Annotated in this window: 18 protein-coding genes; 10 read left to right on the top strand and 8 right to left on the bottom strand. The window is 65.3% G+C overall.

Annotation, left to right across the window (positions count from 1 at the left end):
- From purB to pilH, 9 genes are all read left to right on the top strand, one after another.
- Positions 1-948 (top strand): adenylosuccinate lyase (gene purB, locus VGM71_RS10530; RefSeq protein WP_331544823.1); only part of this gene is annotated, 948 nt, incomplete at its 5' end.
- 14 nt (positions 949-962) lie between these two features.
- Positions 963-2,165, top strand: a complete 1,203-nt coding sequence (locus VGM71_RS10525) for a cupin domain-containing protein (RefSeq protein ID WP_331544821.1) — start codon at positions 963-965, stop codon at positions 2,163-2,165.
- Positions 2,162-2,326, top strand: a complete 165-nt coding sequence (locus tag VGM71_RS10520) for a hypothetical protein (RefSeq protein WP_331544819.1) — start codon at positions 2,162-2,164, stop codon at positions 2,324-2,326. The genes VGM71_RS10525 and VGM71_RS10520 overlap by 4 nt, the downstream gene beginning before the upstream one ends.
- Before the next feature lie 177 nt (positions 2,327-2,503).
- Positions 2,504-5,350 (top strand): 2-oxoglutarate dehydrogenase E1 component, encoded by a 2,847-nt coding sequence (locus VGM71_RS10515; protein ID WP_331544817.1) that lies wholly within the window; start codon positions 2,504-2,506, stop codon positions 5,348-5,350.
- Positions 5,351-5,357: 7 nt separating this feature from the next.
- Positions 5,358-6,566 carry a 2-oxoglutarate dehydrogenase complex dihydrolipoyllysine-residue succinyltransferase gene (odhB, locus tag VGM71_RS10510; protein WP_331544815.1) on the top strand — a complete coding sequence of 403 codons (1,209 nt, stop codon included), beginning with the start codon at positions 5,358-5,360 and terminating at the stop codon, positions 6,564-6,566.
- A 111-nt stretch (positions 6,567-6,677) separates the two neighbouring features.
- Positions 6,678-8,105 carry a dihydrolipoyl dehydrogenase gene (gene lpdA, locus VGM71_RS10505; RefSeq protein WP_331544813.1) on the top strand — a complete coding sequence of 476 codons (1,428 nt, stop codon included), beginning with the start codon at positions 6,678-6,680 and terminating at the stop codon, positions 8,103-8,105.
- A gap of 73 nt (positions 8,106-8,178) precedes the next feature.
- Positions 8,179-8,784, top strand: a complete 606-nt coding sequence (locus tag VGM71_RS10500) for a TIGR00730 family Rossman fold protein (protein WP_331544811.1) — start codon at positions 8,179-8,181, stop codon at positions 8,782-8,784.
- On the top strand, positions 8,781-9,773 hold the full coding sequence (locus VGM71_RS10495) for an acryloyl-CoA reductase (RefSeq protein WP_331544809.1): 993 nt from the start codon (positions 8,781-8,783) through the stop codon (positions 9,771-9,773). The genes VGM71_RS10500 and VGM71_RS10495 overlap by 4 nt, the downstream gene beginning before the upstream one ends.
- Before the next feature lie 167 nt (positions 9,774-9,940).
- On the top strand, positions 9,941-10,306 hold the full coding sequence (gene pilH / locus VGM71_RS10490) for a twitching motility response regulator PilH (RefSeq protein WP_331544807.1): 366 nt from the start codon (positions 9,941-9,943) through the stop codon (positions 10,304-10,306).
- Positions 10,307-10,320: 14 nt separating this feature from the next.
- Here the strand turns inward: pilH and VGM71_RS10485 are convergent, their stop codons facing one another.
- Positions 10,321-11,226 (bottom strand): DnaJ C-terminal domain-containing protein, encoded by a 906-nt coding sequence (locus tag VGM71_RS10485; protein ID WP_331544805.1) that lies wholly within the window; start codon positions 11,224-11,226, stop codon positions 10,321-10,323.
- 89 nt (positions 11,227-11,315) lie between these two features.
- On the bottom strand, positions 11,316-11,768 hold the full coding sequence (locus VGM71_RS10480) for an Hsp20/alpha crystallin family protein (RefSeq protein WP_331544803.1): 453 nt from the start codon (positions 11,766-11,768) through the stop codon (positions 11,316-11,318).
- Positions 11,769-11,926: 158 nt separating this feature from the next.
- Here VGM71_RS10480 and VGM71_RS10475 point away from each other — a divergent pair, with 158 nt between their 5' ends.
- Positions 11,927-12,409, top strand: a complete 483-nt coding sequence (locus tag VGM71_RS10475) for a peroxiredoxin (protein ID WP_331544801.1) — start codon at positions 11,927-11,929, stop codon at positions 12,407-12,409.
- A gap of 160 nt (positions 12,410-12,569) precedes the next feature.
- Here VGM71_RS10475 and gyrA read toward each other — a convergent pair whose 3' ends face one another.
- The 6 genes from gyrA to bglX form a co-directional block, all read right to left on the bottom strand.
- A complete protein-coding gene (gyrA, locus tag VGM71_RS10470; RefSeq protein ID WP_331544799.1) occupies positions 12,570-15,203 on the bottom strand; it encodes a DNA gyrase subunit A in 2,634 nt (877 codons plus the stop codon).
- 138 nt (positions 15,204-15,341) lie between these two features.
- On the bottom strand, positions 15,342-15,755 hold the full coding sequence (locus VGM71_RS10465) for a GtrA family protein (RefSeq protein ID WP_331544797.1): 414 nt from the start codon (positions 15,753-15,755) through the stop codon (positions 15,342-15,344).
- On the bottom strand, positions 15,752-16,765 hold the full coding sequence (gene mtnA, locus VGM71_RS10460) for an S-methyl-5-thioribose-1-phosphate isomerase (RefSeq protein ID WP_331544795.1): 1,014 nt from the start codon (positions 16,763-16,765) through the stop codon (positions 15,752-15,754). Before mtnA ends, VGM71_RS10465 begins: the two co-directional genes overlap by 4 nt.
- Before the next feature lie 101 nt (positions 16,766-16,866).
- On the bottom strand, positions 16,867-17,934 hold the full coding sequence (locus tag VGM71_RS10455; RefSeq protein ID WP_331544793.1) for a class III poly(R)-hydroxyalkanoic acid synthase subunit PhaC: 1,068 nt from the start codon (positions 17,932-17,934) through the stop codon (positions 16,867-16,869).
- Positions 17,931-18,731: a poly(R)-hydroxyalkanoic acid synthase subunit PhaE gene (locus VGM71_RS10450; protein ID WP_331544791.1), complete on the bottom strand. Its 801-nt coding sequence runs from the start codon at positions 18,729-18,731 to the stop codon at positions 17,931-17,933. The genes VGM71_RS10455 and VGM71_RS10450 overlap by 4 nt, the downstream gene beginning before the upstream one ends.
- A gap of 66 nt (positions 18,732-18,797) precedes the next feature.
- Positions 18,798-21,164, bottom strand: coding sequence for a beta-glucosidase BglX (gene bglX / locus VGM71_RS10445; RefSeq protein ID WP_331544789.1), 2,367 nt, complete (start codon positions 21,162-21,164; stop codon positions 18,798-18,800).
- Between the last annotated feature and the right edge of the window lie 452 nt (positions 21,165-21,616).

Raw genomic sequence — 21,616 nt, 5'->3', positions numbered from 1 at the left:
TCGGTGCTACTGCCAGCGCTCGACAAGGTCATCGCGATGCTGCGCGGCCTCGCGCACGAACATGCCGGCCTCTCCCTGCTCGCCCGCACGCACGGCCAGACCGCGTCGCCGACCACCATGGGCAAGGAAATCGCCAATGTCGTCGCGCGCCTCGAGCGCCAGCGTCGCCAGCTCGTCGCCATCGAGATCCCGGGCAAGATCAACGGTGCCGTCGGTAACTACAACGCGCACGTCATTGCCTATCCGGCAGTCGACTGGCCGCTGCTCGCGTCGAACTTCGTCGATGGCCTCGGCCTTACGTTCAATCCGTACACGACACAGATCGAACCGCACGACGGCATCGCTGAGTTCGCCGACGTGCTGCGCCGGATCAACATCATCCTGATCGACCTCTCGCGTGACATCTGGGGTTACATCTCGCTGGGTTATTTCCGCCAGGCACTCAAGGCTGGCGAAGTCGGTTCGTCCACGATGCCGCACAAGGTCAACCCGATCGACTTCGAGAACGCCGAAGGCAACTTCGGCCTCGCCAATGCCCTGCTCGGCCATTTCGCCGAGAAGCTGCCGATCAGCCGCTGGCAGCGAGACCTCACCGACTCCACCGTGCTGCGTGCCCTGGGTACCGCCTTCGGCCATTCGCTGGTGGCGCTGGAGTCCTTGATGAAGGGCCTGGGCAAGCTCAACGTCAACGCCGAGCGCATCGCCGCCGACCTCGACGCCAGCTGGGAAGTGCTCGCGGAAGCCGTGCAGACGGTGATGCGCCGCTTCGGCCTGCCGGAGCCGTACGAACAGCTCAAGGCGCTGACCCGGGGCCAGGGCATCACGAAGGATTCCATGCGTGCCTTCATTGCCGGCCTTGACTTGCCTGCCGAGGCAAAACAGGCACTCGCCGAACTCACGCCAGCGTCGTATATCGGTCTTGCCGAACAACTAGCGCGTAAGATCTGAGCGAACGACTGCCCATGCCCGTCCAGAACCCCACCCGCAAGCCCCTCCCCATCGAAGTGCGCGGCAGCGCCAGCCAGCCGTTGGGCATGAGCGCCACGCAGTTCCTGCGCGATTACTGGCAGAAGCGCCCGCTGCTCATCCGCAACGCCTTCCCGGACTTCGAGCCACCGATCGAACCGGACGACCTCGCCGGCCTTGCCTGCGAGGAAGGCGTGCTCGCGCGCCTCATCGTGCATGACGAGAAACGCGACCGCTGGACGGTGAAGAACGGCCCCTTCGAGGAAGCCGAGTTCGGCAAGACGCCAAAGCGCGACTGGACCCTGCTGGTGCAGGACGTGGACAAATGGGACCCCGACGTGGCAGCCCTGCTCGACCAGTTCGCGTTCCTGCCAAGCTGGCGCCTCGACGACATCATGGTTTCCTATGCCGAGGATGGCGGTGGCGTGGGCGCCCATGTCGACCAGTACGACGTGTTCCTGCTGCAGGGCCTCGGCGAGCGGCACTGGGCGATCAGCGCCGATCCCGATGCGCCGCTCGAATTCCGCGGCGACGTCGAACTGAAACAGCTGAAGGTCTTCGAGCCCACTCACGAATGGCTGCTCGAACCCGGCGACATGCTTTATCTGCCCCCTGGGGTTCCCCACGACGGTGTTGCCATCGGCAACTGCATGACGATCTCCATCGGCATGCGCGCGCCTTCGCAGGCTGAGCTGACCGTCGATCTCTCCGATTTCCTCGCCGAGCGGATGCCCGAGGAATTGCGCTATACCGATCCGGACCTCACGCCGGCGAAGCGCGCCGGCGAAATCGACACCGCGGCGCTGAACCGGCTGCGCCAGGCCCTGCCCTTCGCCGCCGCGCTGGACCGTGACCTGCTCGCGGACTGGTTCGGCCGCTTCATCACCCGCTACCGCAATGCCCAGGTCGCCGCCGCTCCGCCGAAGGCGACCACCGAGGCGGCACTCGACAAGGCTCTCGTCACCGGCGCCACTCTGGTGCGCCATCCTTTCGCGCGGATCGCCTGGGTCAAGGGAAAGAAAGACGCCACCCTGTACGTGAGCGGCCAGGCGTACGAGTGCCCGGCCGACCTGGCGGAGCACCTCGCCCGCGAGCGCGAGCTCACCTTCGGACGGCCGCCCCGGGCCTCCGAAAAAACGCTCCTCCTGGCGCTGATCAACGATGGCCAGCTGGGCGTGCGCAAGGGTCGCCGCCGGTGACTGCCCCGGCGGAAGCCTACCTCCGCTACGGTTCGGCGTTTACCACCGATCACGCCAGTGGCTTTCTGTTCAGGCCCATCGCCAACCGCTACGCCGCCCGCGGGTCCCTCGATGCCCCGGGTGAGACCTCTCGCCTCGCGGCATATTTCGAGGAAGTCTAGGAGCGGCCCGAGCCCGCGTGGCAGATAAGACCACTCGGCATCTGACGCAAACCAGAAACTGCGTTTCGGGTTGGCGCAGCGCAGCAGCACGGGGCTATAATTAACGGATTCTTATGCCGCAGGCAGTCCCCACGTGCCTCGCGGCGGCCCGTCCTTTTCGTGTGTGCCGGTGGTGACGTGAGCGCAAACCTGATCCGCGAGTTTTCCGAATCCTCCCAACTCGCCGGCGGCAACGCCGACTACGTAGAGCAGATCTACGAAGCCTGGCTGGCCGATCCCGGCTCCGTCCCGGCCGAATGGGATGGCTATTTCAAGGGCTTCAAGGGCCGTGAGGCCGGGGATGTCCCCCACTCCGGCGTCATCGCCCGCATCGAGGCGGCGCAGAAACAGCGGCGCACCGCCGCGGCGTCCGTCGGCCCCGTCGACAATGCTTACGCACAGAAGCAGGCCGGCGTGCTCCGCCTGCTCACGGCGTACCGTTCGCGCGGCCACATCGCCGCGAAGCTCGATCCGCTGGGGCTGACCGTTCCCGACATCGACACACCCGACCTTGGTCTCGCCTTCCACGGCCTCTCCGACGCCGACCTCGACACCGAGTTCGACGCCGGCAGCTTCGCCGGTGGCGGCCAGCGCATGAAGCTGCGCGACCTGCTCGCGAAGCTCAAGCACATCTACACCGGCACCGTCGGCGCCGAGTTCATGTATATCTCCGACCACGACCAGCGCGCCTGGATCCACTCGCGTCTGGAACAGGCAGGTGGTTCGCCGGGCCTGCAGAAGGGCGAGAAGGTCCGCGTGCTGGAGGCGCTCACCGCCGCCGAGGGCCTGGAGCGTTACCTGCACACCAAGTACGTGGGCCAGAAGCGCTTCTCCCTCGAGGGCGGCGACAGCATGATCCCGATGGTCGACGACATCGTCCGCGCCGCCGGCGACAACGGCGTCAAGGAAGTCGTGATCGGCATGGCCCATCGCGGCCGCCTCAACATGCTGGTGAACATCCTCGGCAAGGCGCCTTCGCAGCTCTTCAACGAGTTCGAAGGCAAGTTCGAGCACGACGACAGCCCCATCCACTCGGGCGACGTGAAGTACCACATGGGCTTCTCCGCCGACGTCAAGACACCGAACGGCGGTGTACACGTGGCGCTGGCCTTCAATCCGTCGCACCTGGAAATCGTGAACCCCGTCGTGGCCGGCTCGGTGCATGCGCGCCAGGCGCGCCGCCGCGACACCGCGCGCGACAAGTCGCTGGCGGTGCTGATCCACGGCGACGCCGCCTTTGCGGGCCAGGGCGTCAACATGGAACTGATACAGATGTCGCAGGCCCGTGGCTTCGCCATCGGCGGCACGCTGCACCTGGTGGTGAACAACCAGGTGGGCTTCACCACCTCCAAGCGCGAAGACGCCCGCTCCACGCTGTACTGCACCGACCTTGCCAAGATGGTCAACGCGCCGGTGTTCCACGTGAACGGCGACGATCCGGAAGCCGTGATCCAGGTCACCCGGCTGGCCTACGAATTCCGCAAGCAGTTCAAGAAGGACGTGGTGATCGACCTCGTCTGCTATCGCCGCCACGGCCACAACGAGGCCGACGAGCCGGCAGCGACGCAGCCGCTGATGTACCAGGTCATCCGCAAGCGCCCGACCACGCGCGATCTCTACGCGCAGCAGCTGGTGAAGGAATCCGCCATCGGCGCCGACGACGGCCAGAAGATGCTCGACGATTACCGCGCACGCCTCGAAAAGGGCGAGCCGCTGATCGCTATCGATCCGAACCCCGTCCGCGATATTCCGGTCGACTGGTCGCGCTTCCAGAAAAACAGCCTGTCGATGGAAGTGGACACGGGCGTCCCGCGCGAGCAACTGGCCAAGGTGCTCGACACCATCCTCGACGTGCCGGCCGACATCACCCTGCACGCGCGCGTCGCCAAGATCTACGACGATCGCCGCAAAATGGCCGCCGGCGATCTCCCGGGCGACTGGGGCTTCGCCGAGAACCTCGCATACGGCACGCTGATCGCCGAGGGTAACGACCTCCGCGTGGTCGGCCAGGACGCCGGCCGCGGCACGTTCTTCCACCGCCACGCGGTGCTGCACGACCAGAAGACCGGCAAGACCTTGCTGCCGCTCTCCAGGGTGCGCGGCGACGCACGCGTCGAGGTCGTCGACTCCCTGCTCTCCGAAGAAGCCGTCATGGCCTTCGAGTACGGCGAAGCCACTACCTCGCCCGACCAGCTCACCATCTGGGAAGGCCAGTTCGGCGACTTCGCCAACGGCGCCCAGGTTGTGATCGACCAGTTCATCAGCTCCGGCGAAGCCAAGTGGGATCGCCTCTGCGGCCTCGCGCTGTTCCTGCCGCACGGCTACGAAGGCCAGGGTCCGGAGCATTCCTCCGCCCGCCTCGAGCGATTCCTGCAACTGTGCGCGCTGGACAACATGCAGGTGTGCGTGCCCACCACGCCGGCCCAGGCCTTCCACATGATCCGCCGCCAGCAGGTGCGCCCCGTGCGCAAGCCGCTGATCGTGATGACGCCGAAGTCGCTGCTGCGCCACAAGCTGGCCGTGTCCTCCCTGGACGAGCTGGCCACCGGCCGCTTCCAGCTGGTGATCGGCGAGCACCGCGACCTGCCGGCGAAGAAGGTGAAGCGCGTGGTGCTGTGCTCGGGCAAGGTCTATTACGACCTGATCGAAGACGCCGAGAAGCGCGGCCTCAACGACGTCGCCGTCGTCCGCGTCGAGCAGCTCTACCCGTTCCCGCGTCCGGAAGTCTCGGCCGAACTGGAAAAATACCCTTCCTTGAAGGAAGTGGTGTGGTGCCAGGAAGAGCCGATGAACCAGGGCGCCTGGTTCCAGATCCGTCACCACCTGCAGGCTTGCGTGGGTCCGAAGAACAGCCTTTCCTATGCGGGACGCGCTCGTTCGCCGGCACCGGCCGCGGGTCACCTCAACACTCATGTCGCCGAACAGACGGCGCTCGTCGAGCAGGCGCTGGTCGCGCCGGTCGGCACCGATCACGCAGCGGAGTAAGACAAGCATGTCCATCGAAGTCAAAGTCCCGGTCCTGCCCGAGTCGGTCTCCGACGCGCTCATCGCCACCTGGCACAAGAAGGCCGGTGAAGCGGTCAAGCGCGACGAAAACCTGCTCGACCTCGAGACCGACAAGGTCGTCCTCGAAGTGCCGGCGCCGGTCGACGGCGTGCTGAAGGAAATCAGGTTCGAAGAAGGTTCCACCGTCACCAGCAGCCAGGTGATCGCGGTGATCGAGGAAGGCGCCGCTGCCGCGCCTGCTCCGGCCACCGCCCCGGCTGCCGCCGAAGCGCCCAAGGCCGCCAGGGCCGAAGCGAAGGAAGCACCGAAGGGCGTGGACGAGCTCTCGCCCGCTGGCCGCCGCGTGGCCGTGGAAGAGAACATCGACCCCTCCAAGGTTGCCGGCACCGGCCGCGATGGCCGCGTGACCAAGGAAGATCTGGTCAACGCCGGCAAGGGCGGCGGCGCCCCCGCCGCGGCTCCGCCGGCTCCGGCCGCGAAGCCCACCCCGGGCAGCCGTCCGGAAGAGCGCGTGCCGATGACCCGCATCCGCACCCGCATCGCCGAGCGCCTGATGCAGTCGAAGAACTCCATCGCCATGCTCACCTCGTTCAACGAGGTGAACCTTGCCGAGGTGGTGAAGCTGCGCAAGGCCCTGGGTGAGCAGTTCGAAAAAGCCAACGGCGTGAAGCTGGGCTTCATGAGCTTCTTCGTAAAGGCGGCCACCGAAGCCCTGAAGCGCTACCCGGTGGTCAACGCCTCGGTGGACGGCAGCGACATCATCTACCACGGCTACCAGGACATCTCGATCGCCGTGTCGACCGAGAAGGGCCTGGTCACCCCGGTGCTGCGCGACGTGCAGGACATGTCCTTCGCGGACGTCGAGAAGGGCATCATCGGTTACGCCAAGAAGGCGCGCGACGGCAAGCTGGGCCTGGACGATCTCCAGGGAGGCACCTTCACCATCACGAACGGCGGCACCTTCGGTTCGCTGCTCTCCACCCCGATCGTGAATCCGCCGCAGAGCGCCATCCTTGGCATGCATACGATCAAGGAGCGCCCGGTCGTCGAGAACGGCCAGGTGGTGGCCGCGCCGATGATGTACATCGCCCTGTCGTACGACCACCGGATCATCGACGGCCGCGACGCCGTGCTGTTCCTGGTCGACATCAAGAACCAGCTGGAAAACCCGCAGCGGATGCTGCTCGGCCTGTGATGGCCGGTTGAGAAGGCCTATGTGAAGGCGGGAGTCGAAAGACTCCCGTTTTCATGTTCCCGCCCCCACATTCCGCAGTAGCGCATACCGCCGTTCCATCGGAGCAAACAAATGAGCGACAAGTTCGACGTCATCGTCATCGGTGCCGGCCCCGCGGGCTATGTGGCCGCGATCCGCGCCGCGCAGCTGGGCCTGAAGACCGCCGTGGTCGACGCCTTCGTCGGCAAGGACGGCAAGGCCGCCCTGGGCGGCACCTGCCTCAACGTGGGCTGCATCCCCTCCAAGGCGCTGCTGGATTCGTCCAAGCAGTTCCACAACCTCACGCACAATTTCAAGGATCACGGCATCACCGCCGAGAACCCGAAGATCGACATTGGCACCTTCATCGGCCGCAAGGACAAGATCGTCAAGCAGTTCACCGGCGGCGTGACGATGCTGTTCAAGGCGAACAAGATCACCTCCTTCTTCGGCAAGGGCAAGCTGCTCAAGGGCAACCAGGTCGAGATCACCGGCAACGACGGCAAGGTCGAGACGATCTCGGCCACTAACGTCATCCTCGCCCCCGGCTCGGTACCCATCGAGCTGCCGTTTGCAACGTTCGACGGCAAGTACATCATCGACAACTCCGGGGCGCTGGACCTCGATGCCGTGCCGAAGCGCCTGGGCGTGATCGGCGCCGGCGTGATCGGTCTCGAGCTCGGCAGCGTGTGGAGGCGTCTCGGCGCCGAGGTGACCATCCTCGAAGCCCTGCCGAAGTTCCTCCAGGTGGCCGACCAGGACATCGCCAAGATGGCCGCCCGCGAGTTCGCCAAGCAAGGTCTCGACATCAAGGTCAACGCCAGGGTCAGCAAGGTAGAGGTGAAGGGTGAAGAGGTGCACGTCGTCTACACCGACAAGGACGGCGCCGAGCAGACCCTCGTGGTCGACAAGCTGATGGCCTGCGTGGGCCGCCGCGCCTACACCACCGGCCTGCTGGCCGACGACACCGGCGTGAAGCTGGACGAGCGCGGCCGCATCGCGGTCGACGAGCACAACCACACGGGCGTCGACGGCGTCTGGGCCATCGGCGATGCCGTGCGCGGCCCGATGCTCGCGCACAAGGGTTCCGAGGAAGGCGTGATGGTCGCCGAGCTGATCGCCGGCAAGCCGGGTCACGTGAATCTCGACACCGTGCCCTGGGTCATCTACACCGAGCCGGAAATCGCCTGGGTCGGCAAGACCGAAGAGCAGCTCAAGGAAGAAGGCATCCCCTATAAGACGGGCGCCTTCCCCTTTGCCGCCAACGGTCGCGCCGTGGCCATGAACGAAGGCATCGGCCAGGTGAAGATGATCGCCCACGCCGAAACCGATCGCATCCTTGGCGTGCACATGGTCGGCCCGGTCGTCTCCGAGCTGATCCACGAATGCGTGGTCGCGATGGAGTTCAAGGGCTCGTCGGAAGATCTCGCCCGAATCGTCCACGCTCATCCGGCCCTGTCTGAAGTGGTGCACGAGGCCGCGCTCTCGGTCGACAAGCGCGCCATCCACAAGGGCAACTGATCGACTGCAGCTTGACCGAGGCCCGTCCTGCGCTGAGCATGGGCGGGCCTTGTTCGTTATGAGGAGCACCGCCATGCGTGACATCAAATCCCTTTGCGTCTACTGCGGTTCCAGCAGCGGTTCGCACCCGGCATACGCCGAGGCCGCCGCGGCCTTCGGCACGCGCATGGCGAAGGAAGGCATCGCCCTCGTCTATGGCGGCGGCAAGGTCGGTCTCATGGGCACCGTGGCTGACGCGGTGCTCGCCGCCGGCGGCAAAGTCATCGGCGTGATCCCGCGCCAGCTCGTCGAGAAGGAAGTGGCGCATACGGGCCTCTCCGAGTTGCAGGTGGTCGAGACCATGCATGAGCGCAAGACACGCATGTACGAACTCTCCGATGCGTTCGTCGCCCTGCCCGGCGGCTTCGGCACCATGGACGAGATGTTCGAGATGCTCACCTGGGCGCAGCTCGGCCTGCACGGTTATCCCTGCGCGTATCTCGACGTGCGTGGCTTCTATCGTAACCTCGCGGCCACCATGGACCACATGGTCTCCGAGGGCTTCGTGAAAGCGACGCAACGCGACCAGGTGTGGTTCGGCGAAAGCATCGACGCGCTGTTCGACTGGATGAAGAACTTCGAGTCCACGTTCACGCCGAAGTGGATCACGGCCACCTCGGTCGATGGAACACCCGCATGACGTCGTTCCGCGCTTTCCGCATCCACCAGGACGACGCCGGTTATCGTGCCGGCATCGAGACCATGGATACCGCGGCCTTGTCGCCGGGTGAGGTGCTTGTTCGCGCGGAATGGTCGTCGGTGAACTACAAGGATGCGCTCGCCGGTACTGGCAAAGGCAAGATTCTGCGCAGCTTCCCTTTGAACGGCGGCATCGATGTCGCCGGCACCGTGGTCGCGTCCGCGGACCCCACCTTCAAGGAAGGCGACAAGGTGCTCGCCACCGGCAGCGGCCTGTCGGAGACACGCGACGGCGGCTATGGCGAATACGTGCGCCTGCCTGCCGCGTGGACGATCGCCATGCCGGCCACGCTGACCACGCGCGAAGCGATGATCATCGGTACCGCCGGCTTCACGGCCGCACTGGCCCTGCTGCGCATGAGCGAGAATCGCCAGGTGCCTGCACAGGGGCCTATCGCCATCACGGGCGCCACGGGCGGCGTGGGCATGCTCGGCATCGACATCTTCAGCCACGCGGGATACGAGGTGCATGCCATCAGCGGCAAGCCCGATCGTTTCGACTTCCTGCGCGGCATCGGTGCCAGCGACTGCGTCGACCGCCACCAGCTGGCTTTCAGCGGCCGGCCCATGGATTCCGCGAAATACGGCGGCCTGCTCGACAATGTCGGCGGCAAGACGCTCGCCGGTTTCCTTCCGCTGATCGCTCCCTATGGCAACGCCGCCATCTGCGGCCTGGCCGGTAGCCCGGAAGTCGCTACCACGGTCATGCCCTTTATCATCCGCGGGGTCAGCGTACTGGGCATCGCCTCGGCCGGTACCGCACGGGACGTGCGCGACGAGGTCTGGCGCCGGCTGGCCGGGGACTGGAAGCCGCGCCACCTCGACACGATCTGTACGAAGGAAGTGGCGCTGGAGGACATAGCCAGTGTGTTCGGGATCATGCTCAAGGGTGATTCCTTCGGCCGCACGATCATCCGCATAAGCGGCTAGTCGCTCGTAGGTGCTTGCCCAGACAGGTACTTATCGTGTCACCATTGAACCATGCGCGGTGCACGGTAGAATGGCGCTTCGCCAGAGGCGCCACGCGCGACGTTCTACGTCACCGCGGTGAGTAGTTAAAGAACGAACACATCGGGCACCGACCCGGGGGAAAGTGAATGGCTCGCATCCTGATCGTCGACGATTCGCCGTCGCAGCTGCTGGGTATCAAGCGCATCGTCGAAAAGCTGGGCCACGAGACCCTCACCGCCGAGGACGGCGCCAAGGGCGTCGAGGTGGCCAAGCGCGAAATTCCCGACCTGATCCTGATGGATGTGGTGATGCCGAACCTCAACGGATTCCAGGCCACGCGCACCATCAGCAAGGAAGAGACCACGAAGCACATCCCCATCATCCTGGTGACCACGAAGGACCAGGACACCGACAAGGTGTGGGGCCTGCGCCAGGGCGCTAAGGCTTACGTCGTGAAGCCGATCAAGGAAGACGAGCTGGTGGCGGCGTTGAAGGAACACCTGCCCGGTTAAGGGCAGGTTCTCGACTATCCCCGTCGCGGATCGAAATCCGCAAACGCATCCTTGAACTCGGCATAAGCCGCCTGCTCCTCATGCGTTTCCGGCACGGGCACGCGGATTTCCAGCACCACGATCTGGTCGCCCGGTTCCGAACCCGGCAATCCCCGCCCCTTCAGACGAAGCTTGCGCCCCGACTGCGAACCGGCGGGAATGCGCAGGTCCACATGCCCGCCGAGCGTCGGCACGGGCACCGTGGCGCCAAGAGCGGCCTCCCAAGGCGTGATCGGTAGCATGTGGGTCACCGTCCGGCCGTCCAGACGGAACCGCGCGTCGTCGCGAATGGCGATTTCCAGCAGCAGATCGCCGGAGGGGCCACCACCGGCACCCGCATGGCCTTGCCCGCCCAGGCGGATCGTCTGCCCTGAGGTGATGCCAGCCGGAATCTTTACCTCAAGCACCCGCTCGCCGCCCGACGCATCGTTGAGCACGACGCGGGTCTTGCCCCCGTAGTAAGCCGTCTGCAGGTCGGTTTCGATCTTGGCCTGGATGTCGCGGCCACGCCGGGCATGCTGTTGACCGCGCGCCCTCCCGGCACCGAACAGGCTTTCGAAGAAATCGCTGAAGTCGCCACCACCGCGGCCGCCCATGTCGCCGAAATCGACGCCGCCGCCCTGCCCCCAACCCGGTGGTGGACGGAACTGCTCTCCCTGGCGATAGCCGCTAGCGCGGAACTGGTCGTAGGCGCGGCGCTTCTCGGGGTCCTTCAGGGCCTCGTTGGCCTCGTTGACCGCCTTGAACTTCTCCTCCGCGCCCGCGTCCTTATTCTTGTCGGGGTGATACTTGCGGGCAAGCTTGCGATACGCCGCCTTGATCTCGGCGTCGGTCGCTTCCGGCTTGACTCCCAATGTCTCGTAGTAGTCCTTGAACTCCACAGGCTCTCCCGGGCTTGTGTCGAAAATCCAAATGAAACGCCCGCGGTGGACACGTCCACCGCGGGCCAGACCTGCAAGCTTAGGCTGTTTTAGCCCGCGGCGTTAATAGCAATGCGACGTGGCGTGCTCTCGGCCTTCTTCGGAATGGCGATTTCGAGCACGCCATGGCCTCCCGAAGCGGTGACGCCGTCGGCATCGGCACTCTCGGGCAGCGTGAAGCTGCGCTTGAACGCACCGGCCACGCGCTCTACGCGGCTGAACGTGCCCTCGGCCTCGCTGGTGAACGCCTTGCGCTCGCCCGTGATGCTGAGCACGTTCTTGTCCATCTGGATCTCGATATCGGCCAGGTTGACGCCCGGCACGTCGGCCAGGATCAGGAAACGGCCGGCTTCCTCACGGATGTCCACCCGCGGCGCCCAGGCACTCTCGGCGCTGGTGGCCGGTGCGGGGGTATCGCTACCGAAGAAGTGCTCGAAGACGCGGTTGACATCGCCGCCAAACATCGGCGCACGGCGAAACGAAACCTGACGAAGATGGTTCATCTGTCTGACTCCCAAGAAGTTTCCGGCCCCCGTGGCCGTCTGGGAACAAACATATGAGCGCGCCGCCGCGATTCAAGTGGGCGCCTTCTGATGTTGCCGTCGCTTCAGGTCCGGGCCTTCACGTACACTCGGGTTTTCCTTCCCACAAGGCATTCCCCATGACCATCGCCGTTGGTGACACCCTACCGGAAGCAACCCTTGCCGTCTTCGACGATGGCATCAAGACAGTGACCAGCACCGAGGTACTGGGTCGGGGCAGGGTCGTGCTGTTCGCCGTGCCGGGCGCGTTTACGCCCACCTGCTCCAACAAGCACCTGCCGGGCTACATGCAGCACATGGAGGATTTTCGCGAGCGCGGGATCAAGGTGGCCTGCATGTCGGTGAACGATGCTTTCGTGATGCACGCCTGGGGCGATTCGCAGGGTGTGCCGGACGATCTGCTGATGCTGGCCGATGGCAACGCCACCTTCTCCCAGGCGCTCGGCCTCGAACTCGACGGCACGAAGAATGGCATGGGCATTCGCGCGAAGCGCTTCGCTCTTTATGCGGAAGATGGCGTGGTGAAGATCGTGCACGTCGAGGCGCCGGGCGAATTCCGCGTGTCGACGGCAGAGGCGATGTTGGAAGCCATCGACGGCTGACGCTGCGCGATGCCTGTGTAGGAGCGCGCCCTGCGCGCGACATGTTTTGAGGCCGTGCCCTTAGGCTGGCGGGTGAGCCTGGAGGCAGAGGCGAAAAGATGTCGCGCGCAGGGCGCGCTCCTACAAAGAAAAACCCCGCGTTTTCCGCGGGGTTTTCTTTTTACGCCTCGGGCTCAGGGCTATCGCCGTTACCAACCGGGCCGCTTTCGATCGGCGGCATGTCGGCAGCGGCTTCACCGTTCGGGGTTTCACCCTCGCCTTCCAACTCTTCCTCGGCTTCAAGACGAACCACGCCGATGAGTGTTTCTTCCTTGGGCAGCTTGATCAGCGTGACGCCCTGCGTGTTGCGGCTAAGCTGCGACACTTCGGAAACGCGCGTGCGCACCAGCGTGCCCTGGTCCGAAATCAACATCAGCTGCTGCGCTTCAGTGACCTGCGCGGCGGAGACGAGGTTGCCGTTGCGCTCGGAGCACTGGATGGCGATGACGCCCTGCGTGCCACGACCCTTCTTCGGGAACTCTTCCAGCGCCGTACGCTTGCCATAACCACGCGCCGTGGCGGTGAGGATGTCGCCATCGCCCGCGGCGACGATCATCGAGACCACCTCCGCGTCTTCGGCGAGCCGCATGCCGCGCACGCCGGTGGCGGTACGGCCCATCGAGCGCACGCTGCTCTCGTCGAAACGTACCGACTTGCCGTTCGAAGCGAACAACAGGACATCGCTCTCGCCGTCGGTCATGGCGACGTCGACCAGCGCATCGCCCTCGTCGAGGTTGATGGCGGCCTTGCCCTTCTGCAGCTGGAACGCGAACTCGGGAAGCGGTGTTTTCTTCACCGTGCCATGGCGGGTGGCGAAGAACACGAAGCAGTTCGGATCGTAATCACGCACCGGCAGCAGGGCCTGCACCTTCTCGCCCTCGGCCAGCGGCAACAGGTTCACGATAGGCTTGCCGCGCGCGCCCGGGCCCGCTTCCGGCATCTGGTAGACCTTGAGCCAGTACACGCGGCCGGTGCTGGTGAACGTGAGCAGCGTGTCGTGGGTGTTCACCACCCACAGCAGCTGCACGACATCCTCGTCCTTCAGTGCCGAGGCCGAGCGGCCCTTGCCGCCACGACGCTGCGCGCGGTAGAGGCTGGCCGGCTGTCGCTTGATGTAGCCGGTGTGCGACAGCGTGACCACGACGTCTTCCGGCGCGATCAGGTCGAGAACGTTGAGGTCTTCCTGCGAATGCTGGATCTCGGTGCGACGGGCGTCGCCGTAATCCGTGCGGATCTGCTCCAGCTCCTCGCGGATGACCTCCAGCAGGCGGTTCGGGTTCTCCAGGATCTCGATGAGGCCGCGGATCGTTTCGAGGATCTCGCGGTATTCGTCGGAAAGCTTCTCCTGCTCCAGGCCGGTGAGGCGATGCAGGCGCATCTGCAGGATCTCGGTGGCCTGGGCTTCCGACAGCTGGTAGCCGTCTTCGCGCAAGCCGTCGCGAGGGTCCATGTCTTCCGGGCGCGATGACGCGGCACCACTCGCAGCAAGCAGCGTCTTCACCATGCCCGGCTCCCAGCGCCGCGCAACCATGCGCTCGCGTGCCTCGGCTGCCGACGCGGACGTGCGGATCAGCTCGATCATCTCGTCGATGTTGGCGAGCGCGACGGTGAGGCCTTCGAGGATGTGGGCGCGCTGGCGTGCCTTGCGCAGTTCGAAGATCGTGCGGCGGGTGACGACCTCGCGGCGATGGCGGATGAAGGCCTCGAGGATGTCCTTGAGGTTCATCAGCTTCGGCTGGCCATCGAGCAGCGCCACCATGTTGATGCCGAACGTGACCTGCAACTGGGTCTGCTGGAACAGGTTGTTCAGCACCACGTCGGCCATGGCATCGCGGCGGATTTCGATGACCACGCGCATGCCGTCCTTGTCGGACTCGTCGCGCAGCTCGCTGATGCCCTCGATCTTCTTTTCCTTGACCAGCTCGGCGATCTTCTCGATCAGACGCGCCTTGTTCACCTGGTAAGGCAGCTCGTGAACGAGGATGGTCTCGCGGCCGTTGGCTTCCGTTTCGATCTCGGTGCGCGCACGCACGAGGATGCGGCCGCGGCCCGTGCGATAGGCCTCGACGATGCCGGATGAGCCGTTGATGATGCCCGCGGTCGGAAAGTCAGGACCCGGGATGTGGGTCATGAGCTCATCGACGCCGAGCGAGGGTTCCTCGATCAAGGCCAGCGTGGCGTTGATCACCTCGGTCATGTTGTGCGGCGGGATGTTCGTCGCCATGCCCACCGCGATGCCGGCGGAACCGTTGACGAGCAGGTTCGGCACGCGGGTCGGGAGGACCAGCGGCTCGTGTTCGCTTTCGTCGTAGTTCGGCCCGAAGTCGACGGTTTCCTTGTCGATATCGGCCATCAGCTCGTGGGTGAGGCGCGCCATGCGCACCTCGGTGTATCGCATCGCCGCCGCGTTATCGCCGTCCACCGAGCCGAAGTTGCCCTGGCCGTCGACCAGCATGTAGCGCAGCGAGAACGGCTGCGCCATGCGAACGATGGTGTCGTAGACCGAGGCGTCGCCGTGCGGATGGTATTTACCGATGACGTCACCGACCACGCGGGCCGATTTCTTGTACGGTTTGTTCCAGGCGTTGCTCAGCTCGTTCATCGCGAACAGTACGCGCCGATGCACCGGCTTCAGGCCATCGCGCACATCGGGCAACGCGCGACCCACGATCACGCTCATGGCGTAATCGAGATAGCTTTGGCGCATCTCGTCTTCGATGTTGACGCGGATGACTTCTTTGGCGAGTTCTGCCATCAATCGGCTTCCTGGATGTCCGTGAAATACCCCCGCCGGTCTTGCGTGCCGCACTCGCGAGACGCCGCCGACTCAACCCGTCAATAGTAGCACAGGGGGCGTGGAAAAGACAGCTAAAAATAGCGCAAATTCAATGAGTTACACAGAGCCCCGGACATCACGGAAAAGCACCGTGCGAGCCAGCAGGAAATTGGCCACGGAGCCCGCCGCCGACCCTGCCGCCACCGCGATGGCAGGCCAGGGACGAAGCTGCGGAAACACCTGGAAAGCGAGCACGTAAATACCGTTGTTCACGACCGCGCCGAGGGCCATCAGGCCCATCCAGTGCAGCCATTCCACATGGCGCCCACGACCGGAATCGCGGTGGGCAAAGGTGTGTGTGCGGTTCCACCACCAGGTCACCGTGGCCGCGCTCAGAAAGGATACGACACGGGCTGTGTAGACATTCCAGCCCGCCAGGCCCACCAGACCTTGCGCCATGCCGGCATCGACGGCCAGGCCGATAGTCCCCCCGATCGCGAACAGGGCGATCTCCCGGCGCAGCCGTGTCACGGAAAGAGAATCCGCATCTGCTCTTCGTCGGGTTTCAGGATCACGCCACGCTCGGTAACGATCGCGTCGATGAGTTCGGCGGGCGTGACATCGAATACGGGATTCCAGGCGTCGGCGCCCTCGATGACCGTGCGCTTGCCGGCGACCGACAGCAGTTCGGTGGCGTCGCGCAATTCGATCTCGATATCCGCGCCCGTCGCCGTGGCCATGTCCACCGTGGTGGACGGCGCCACCACCATGAACTTCACGCCGTGGTGGCGCGCGGCGATGGCAAGCTGGTAGGTACCGATCTTGTTCGCGGTGTCGCCGTTCGCGGCAATGCGATCCGCACCCACGATGACCCAGGTGACCTTGCCGTCCTTCATCAGGTGCGAAGCGGCGGAATCGGCGATGAGGCGTGCCGGGATGCCGTCGCGAACCAGCTCCCACATCGTGAGGCGCGCACCCTGCTGCCAGGGCCGTGTCTCGCCGGCGTAGACCTGTTCGATCTGTCCCGAGGCCACGCCCGCACGGATCACGCCCAGTGCGGTGCCATAACCGGCGGTCGCGAGGGACCCTGTATTGCAGTGGGTCAACACGTGCGAACCCGCTTCGATCAGGGCCGCACCGAGTTCGCCCATGTGCCGGTTGGCGGCGAGGTCTTCATCCTGGATTGCCTGCGCTTCGCGCTCGAGGGCGGCCGCATCGGCGCCTTCGAGGATGCGCCGGTTCATCCGGTCCAGGGCCCACATGAGGTTCACCGCCGTCGGGCGCGCGGCGCGCAATGTGGCCATGGCCGAGGGCAGGTCTTCCCCACGCTTTGCGGCCAGCACCACGCCCCAGGCAGCGGCGATGCCGATGGCCGGCGCACCGCGCACGGCAAGATCGCGGATGGCGCGGGTGACCTCGTCCGACGTGGCGCAATCGATCCAGGTTTCCTCCGCCGGCAGACGGCGCTGGTCGAGCAGGCGCAGGCGGTCGCCATGCCATTGCACGGCGCGAATGGAGTCGTGTGAGGCGTTCGCGTTCATCGGCGGATTATCGCATGTCGCGGTCGGGCTGATTCACGAAGATCAGCACGGCCAGCAGCGTCGCTAGCACCAGCGTCATGACGGCCTTGGCGAGGCGGCGGTCACCGGTCGGCGAGCCAGGCATGGATCGCGGGCGGCACCTGCTTCTGCGCGCGGCCGGAAACGTAGATGCCGATGTGCCCGCCCTTGAAGGCCAGCGCGGTGTAATCCGTGCTGCCGACCAGCCCGCCCAGCGGCGCGGATGCGGCCGGAGGAACGAGGTGGTCCTGTTCCGCATAGATGTTGAGCACCGGCTGGGTGATCTTCCGCAAGTCGATGCGCTGCTTACCGATGCACGCCTCGCCCTTCATCAGCAGGTTCTTCTGGAAAAAGTCGCGGGCGAATTCGCGGAAGGTCTCGCCGGCCTGATCGGGCGAATCGAAGATCCATTTTTCCATGCGCAGGAAGTTCTCCACTTCCTTTGGGTTGTCGAGGATATCGACGAGCCCGATGTACTTCTGCTGGTTCAGGCGCAGCGGCTTCAGCGTGAGGTATGCGAAATTCATCACGTCGGCCGGCACGTTGCCGATCGTGTCGACGAACAGGTCGATGTCCACGTTGCGCGCCCAGTGCGAAAGCATGTTGTCGGGCGTGTGGAAGTCCACCGGCGTCACCATGGTGACGAGGTTGCGCACCTTTTCCGGATGCAGCGCGGCGTAACACAGCGAGAACACGCCGCCCTGGCAGATGCCGAGCAGGTTCAGCGACTCGACGCCGTGCCGCTCGCGCACGGCGTCCACGCACCGGTCGAGATAGCCGTCGATATAGTCTTCCAGTGTCAGCCAGCGGTCCGCTCCGTCGGGATAGCCCCAGTCCACGAGGTACACGTCCTCGCCCTGCTCAAGCAGGTTGCGCACCATCGAACGATCTTCCTGCAGGTCGATCATCCACGGCGTATTGACCAGCGCGTAGCAGATCAGCAGCGGCGTTTTCGACGTCGGTGCCTTCTCGCCCCTGAAATGCCAGAGCGTGAGCTTGTCTTCGGTGTACACGGCCTCGCGCGGTGTCGCGCCGAGTTCGATCGGACCCACGTTCTTCAACGTTTCGAAGCCGGACTCGAGCTTGCGCCGGAACGCTTCGACCTCGGCACGGGCGCGCTCCGGATCGATCTGGAACGGGTTCGTGGTCACGGCTTGCGGCCCTTTGGCTTCGCAGCAGGCTTGTCGCCGCGCAGCGCGGCGACTTCGGCCTTCAACGCCGCCACTTCGGCGGCGAGACCTTGCATATGGCGAAGCTCGCGGCGCGCAGCCTGCAGCCGCTCGCCGAGGCTGTCGACTTCCTTGCGCGTCGGCATGCCCGCCTGCACGGCCACGCGTTCCACCTGCCGCCGCTGCAGCAGCTTCAGGCGCATCTGGGCGTTCACCAGCGAGGCGTACACCTCGCGAAACTCCTCCGACAGGGCCGCCTCGGCGTAGCTTTCCTCGGCGAGGTTCACCCAGCGATCGTAGATCGAACGCATCGACTCCGCGTCGGCCGGCGCTCCCTGCTCGCGCAGTGCCGCGTTCGCCCGTTCGTGCACGCCCTGCAACAACGCCTGGTAGCGCTGGTAGTGCCCCAGGTAGTCGATCCAGGCGCGCAGCAGCGCCTGCTGTTCTTCCTGTTGTTCACGGGTAAGGCCGAACGCGGGCATCGAAAGCATGTCGTTGGCGACACGTGCCCATTCGTCGAAATTGGGCTGCGTAGCCGGCCCATGCCCGAACGGCGGCAGGCCCGAAGCGAACGCCGCACCCGGACCCTCGCCGCCCAGCACGGACCGCATCCAGTCACCGTAGCCGCTGAGACCGGCGAACAGGCGTCCCGCGACGTCCGCCGGCGGCGTGCCCCCGGCAGGTGGCGCCTTCGGGTCGAACTGGCGCGACCACGTTTCCAGGCCCTGGCGAACCCAGGCCTGGTACTGATCTATGAAATCCTGAGGCTTTTCCGACATGGCCTAATCGTACCTTGGGCAGGACGCAGCCGTCGCACCCACGCACGCGGCCGCGACGAGCCAGGCTCAGGGCGTGATCTCGAATGCCGCCTCCTGGTCTGCCCTGGAGCTGCCGCCGACCCATACCATGTATCGCGTCGGCTCCACCACTTCCTCGCTCTTCGCGTTCCAGAACGAGAGTTCAGGGAAGCCGAGTTCGAAGGTGACGCGGCGGGATTCGCCGGGCTTCAGCGCCACACGCTGGAAGCCCTGCAGGCTACGGACGGGCTGCTCGACACTGGCACCCAGGTTGCGGACGTAAAGCTGCACCACCTCCGTGCCGGGACGCTTGCCGGTGTTCTTCACCGTGGCGGTCACAGTGACGAGGTTCTTCGCGCTTGGGTCGTTCGCTTCCGGCAGCGGCACACGAGTGCGCGACACCTGGACGTCCGAATAGCCAAACGTGGTGTACGACAAGCCGTGGCCGAAGGGATACAGCGCGTCGTTGGGCACGTCGATATACCGGGAGATGAACGACGTATCGCGACCCGGTGGCTTACCGAGGTCCGCATCGCCCGGCGGACGGCCGGTCGGGAACTGGTTGTAGTAGAGCGGTTCCTGGCCCACGGCATACGGGAAGCTCATGGTCAGCTTGCCGCTCGGCGCCACGTCGCCGAACAGTACGCTGGCCACCGCGTTACCAGCCTCCGTACCCGGAAACCATACCGTCATGATCGTCGGCACGTGCCGGTCGGCCCAGCCGAGCGCCAGGGGCCGGCCGGAGAACACCAGCAGTACCACGGGCTTCCCGGTGGCGACGACCTGCTCCAGCAGCTTCTGCTGGTTGCCCGGAAGGTCCAGGTACGCGCGCGAGCCGGCTTCACCGCTCATGCGCGAGGATTCGCCGAGCGCCATCACCACCATGTCGGCCTCCGCGGCCGCCTTCTTCGCCCCGGCGAAGCCGGCTTCCGAATTCGTCTCGACATCGGTGCCTTGTGCGTAGAGCAACTCGCCGCCTTGCGCTTTCATGCGCGCCGCCAGGCCGCTACGCAGCGTGACCACGTCCGGGAAGTGCTGCGCACCGCCCCACGCACCTTGCATTTCCCCGGCGGCATCGGCCAGCGGGCCGATCAGCGCCAGCTTCTTCACCCGGCCATCGAGTGGAAGCACCGGCGCGCCGCCCTGATCGCCGTTCTTCAACAGCACGAAGGATTCCTCGGCGGCACGTCGGGCGAGCGGACGATTCGCATCCACGGCCTGGGCCACCTCGGTGCCGCGCGCATACGGATGCTCGAACAGACCCAGCGCGAACTTCACGCGCAGCACGCGGCGCACGGCCTCGTCCACGGTGGCCATCGACAGCTTGCCTTCTTCCAGCAGCCTCGGAATCTGCGTGTCGTAGTAATGGCTCATCATGTCCACTTCTACGCCCGCCTGAAGCGCCTTGCGCGTCGCGTCGGCGGCATCCAGCGCGACGCCGTGGTTGGTCAGTTCCATCACGGCGGTGAAGTCGCTCACCACGAAGCCATTGAACCCCCATTCCTTACGCAGGATATCCGTCATCAGATAACTGTTCGCGGTGGCGGGCACGCCGTTGAGCGCGTTGAACGCGCTCATCATCGTGACGGCACCGGCTTCCACCGCCGCGCGATACGGCGGCAGGTACACCTGACGCAGGCGGATGTCCGACATGTCAGTGGTGTTGTATTCGCGCCCCGCCTCGGCAGCGCCGTAAGCGGCGAAGTGCTTCACGGATGCCGCCACGCTTTCCGGGTCGGCAAGATCCTTGCCCTGGTATCCGCGGATGTACGCGCGCGCCATGGCTGCGCCGAGATAGGCATCCTCGCCCGCACCTTCCGTCGAACGGCCCCAGCGGGCATCGCGCGAGATGTCGACCATGGGCGAGTAGAACCACTTCACGCCGCCCGTGGTCGCTTCCTTCGCGGACATCCGTGAGACGTCTTCCACCAGCACCGGATCCCACGTCGCGGACAGACCCAGCGGCACAGGATAGATGGTGCGGTAGCCGTGGATGATGTCGGCGCCGAACAAGAGGGGAATGCCCAGGCGGCTATGCAGGGCCGCTTCCTGAAAAAGGCGCGTCCTCGCGGCGCCCACCACGTTGAGCATCGAACCCAGTTCGCCCTTGCGCGCCAACGCCAGCACGTCGACGTGCGTGCGCGTTTCCGGATTGACCGCGACAGCGTTGTCCCCGGCAGGCTCGGCACCACCGTCGGACCCGTACTGCACGAGCTGGCCGATCTTCTCGGAGAGTGTCATCCGGGCCAGCAGCGCATCCACCTTCTGCTCGATCTGGGGCGATGCCAGTTGCGTGTTCGCCACCGGCGCCGCAGGAGCCTGGACAGCCGGCGCTGCGATGGCAATGTTCGCCAAGGCAAGGGAAACACTGGAGCCAAGCGCCAGGCACGGCAAAAGGCGAAACAAGAAGCTCATACATTTTTCCGGGACGTGACGAATCCGGAATGTAAACGTTTACGCGTGCTGAGGTAAACAAAAAGTCGAACGTGGTTTGTCCGCTGTGCGGGATCGCCGCTGAAGCAGCTCCCACGCAAAGCACCGGGACCTTTTTAAAACATATGTGCCCTTGCTGTCCCGCACGACGCCTTAGCGTTCGCCGCTGGTTTCCCCGCCACGGCACACGCCGGAGAGCCACAGGCGCCCGACGCGATGACGACATCCCGATAGCAGTGGCTGCCGTCGTCGGCCGTGGCGGCTCTCCGGACAATTCGCCTCAGGAATGGGGTGAGTCTTCGGTGTCCACCCTCGAGGCGAGTTCCGCACAAGAGAGCGGCCGGAGGCCATATGAGCACACGGGCCGCGCAAGCGGCCCTCCCTATCGAACGCGGAGGACCTGTCTGAGCAGCGAGGGTGGGCACCGAAGGCTC

This window comes from Luteibacter sp. (genome assembly GCF_036499525.1).
Taxonomy (GTDB): Bacteria; Pseudomonadota; Gammaproteobacteria; order Xanthomonadales; family Rhodanobacteraceae; genus Luteibacter.
This window is presented reverse-complemented; position numbering and strand designations above follow the sequence as displayed.

Coding starts and splice junctions, on each gene's coding strand:
- VGM71_RS10450 (WP_331544791.1), bottom strand. CDS start 18,731: ATGTCGGAAAAGCCTCAGGATTTCATAGATCAGTACCAGGCCTGGGTT.
- pilH (WP_331544807.1), top strand. CDS start 9,941: ATGGCTCGCATCCTGATCGTCGACGATTCGCCGTCGCAGCTGCTGGGT.
- lpdA (WP_331544813.1), top strand. CDS start 6,678: ATGAGCGACAAGTTCGACGTCATCGTCATCGGTGCCGGCCCCGCGGGC.
- VGM71_RS10500 (WP_331544811.1), top strand. CDS start 8,179: ATGCGTGACATCAAATCCCTTTGCGTCTACTGCGGTTCCAGCAGCGGT.
- mtnA (WP_331544795.1), bottom strand. CDS start 16,765: ATGAACGCGAACGCCTCACACGACTCCATTCGCGCCGTGCAATGGCAT.
- VGM71_RS10475 (WP_331544801.1), top strand. CDS start 11,927: ATGACCATCGCCGTTGGTGACACCCTACCGGAAGCAACCCTTGCCGTC.
- bglX (WP_331544789.1), bottom strand. CDS start 21,164: ATGAGCTTCTTGTTTCGCCTTTTGCCGTGCCTGGCGCTTGGCTCCAGT.
- VGM71_RS10525 (WP_331544821.1), top strand. CDS start 963: ATGCCCGTCCAGAACCCCACCCGCAAGCCCCTCCCCATCGAAGTGCGC.
- gyrA (WP_331544799.1), bottom strand. CDS start 15,203: ATGGCAGAACTCGCCAAAGAAGTCATCCGCGTCAACATCGAAGACGAG.
- VGM71_RS10495 (WP_331544809.1), top strand. CDS start 8,781: ATGACGTCGTTCCGCGCTTTCCGCATCCACCAGGACGACGCCGGTTAT.
- odhB (WP_331544815.1), top strand. CDS start 5,358: ATGTCCATCGAAGTCAAAGTCCCGGTCCTGCCCGAGTCGGTCTCCGAC.
- VGM71_RS10480 (WP_331544803.1), bottom strand. CDS start 11,768: ATGAACCATCTTCGTCAGGTTTCGTTTCGCCGTGCGCCGATGTTTGGC.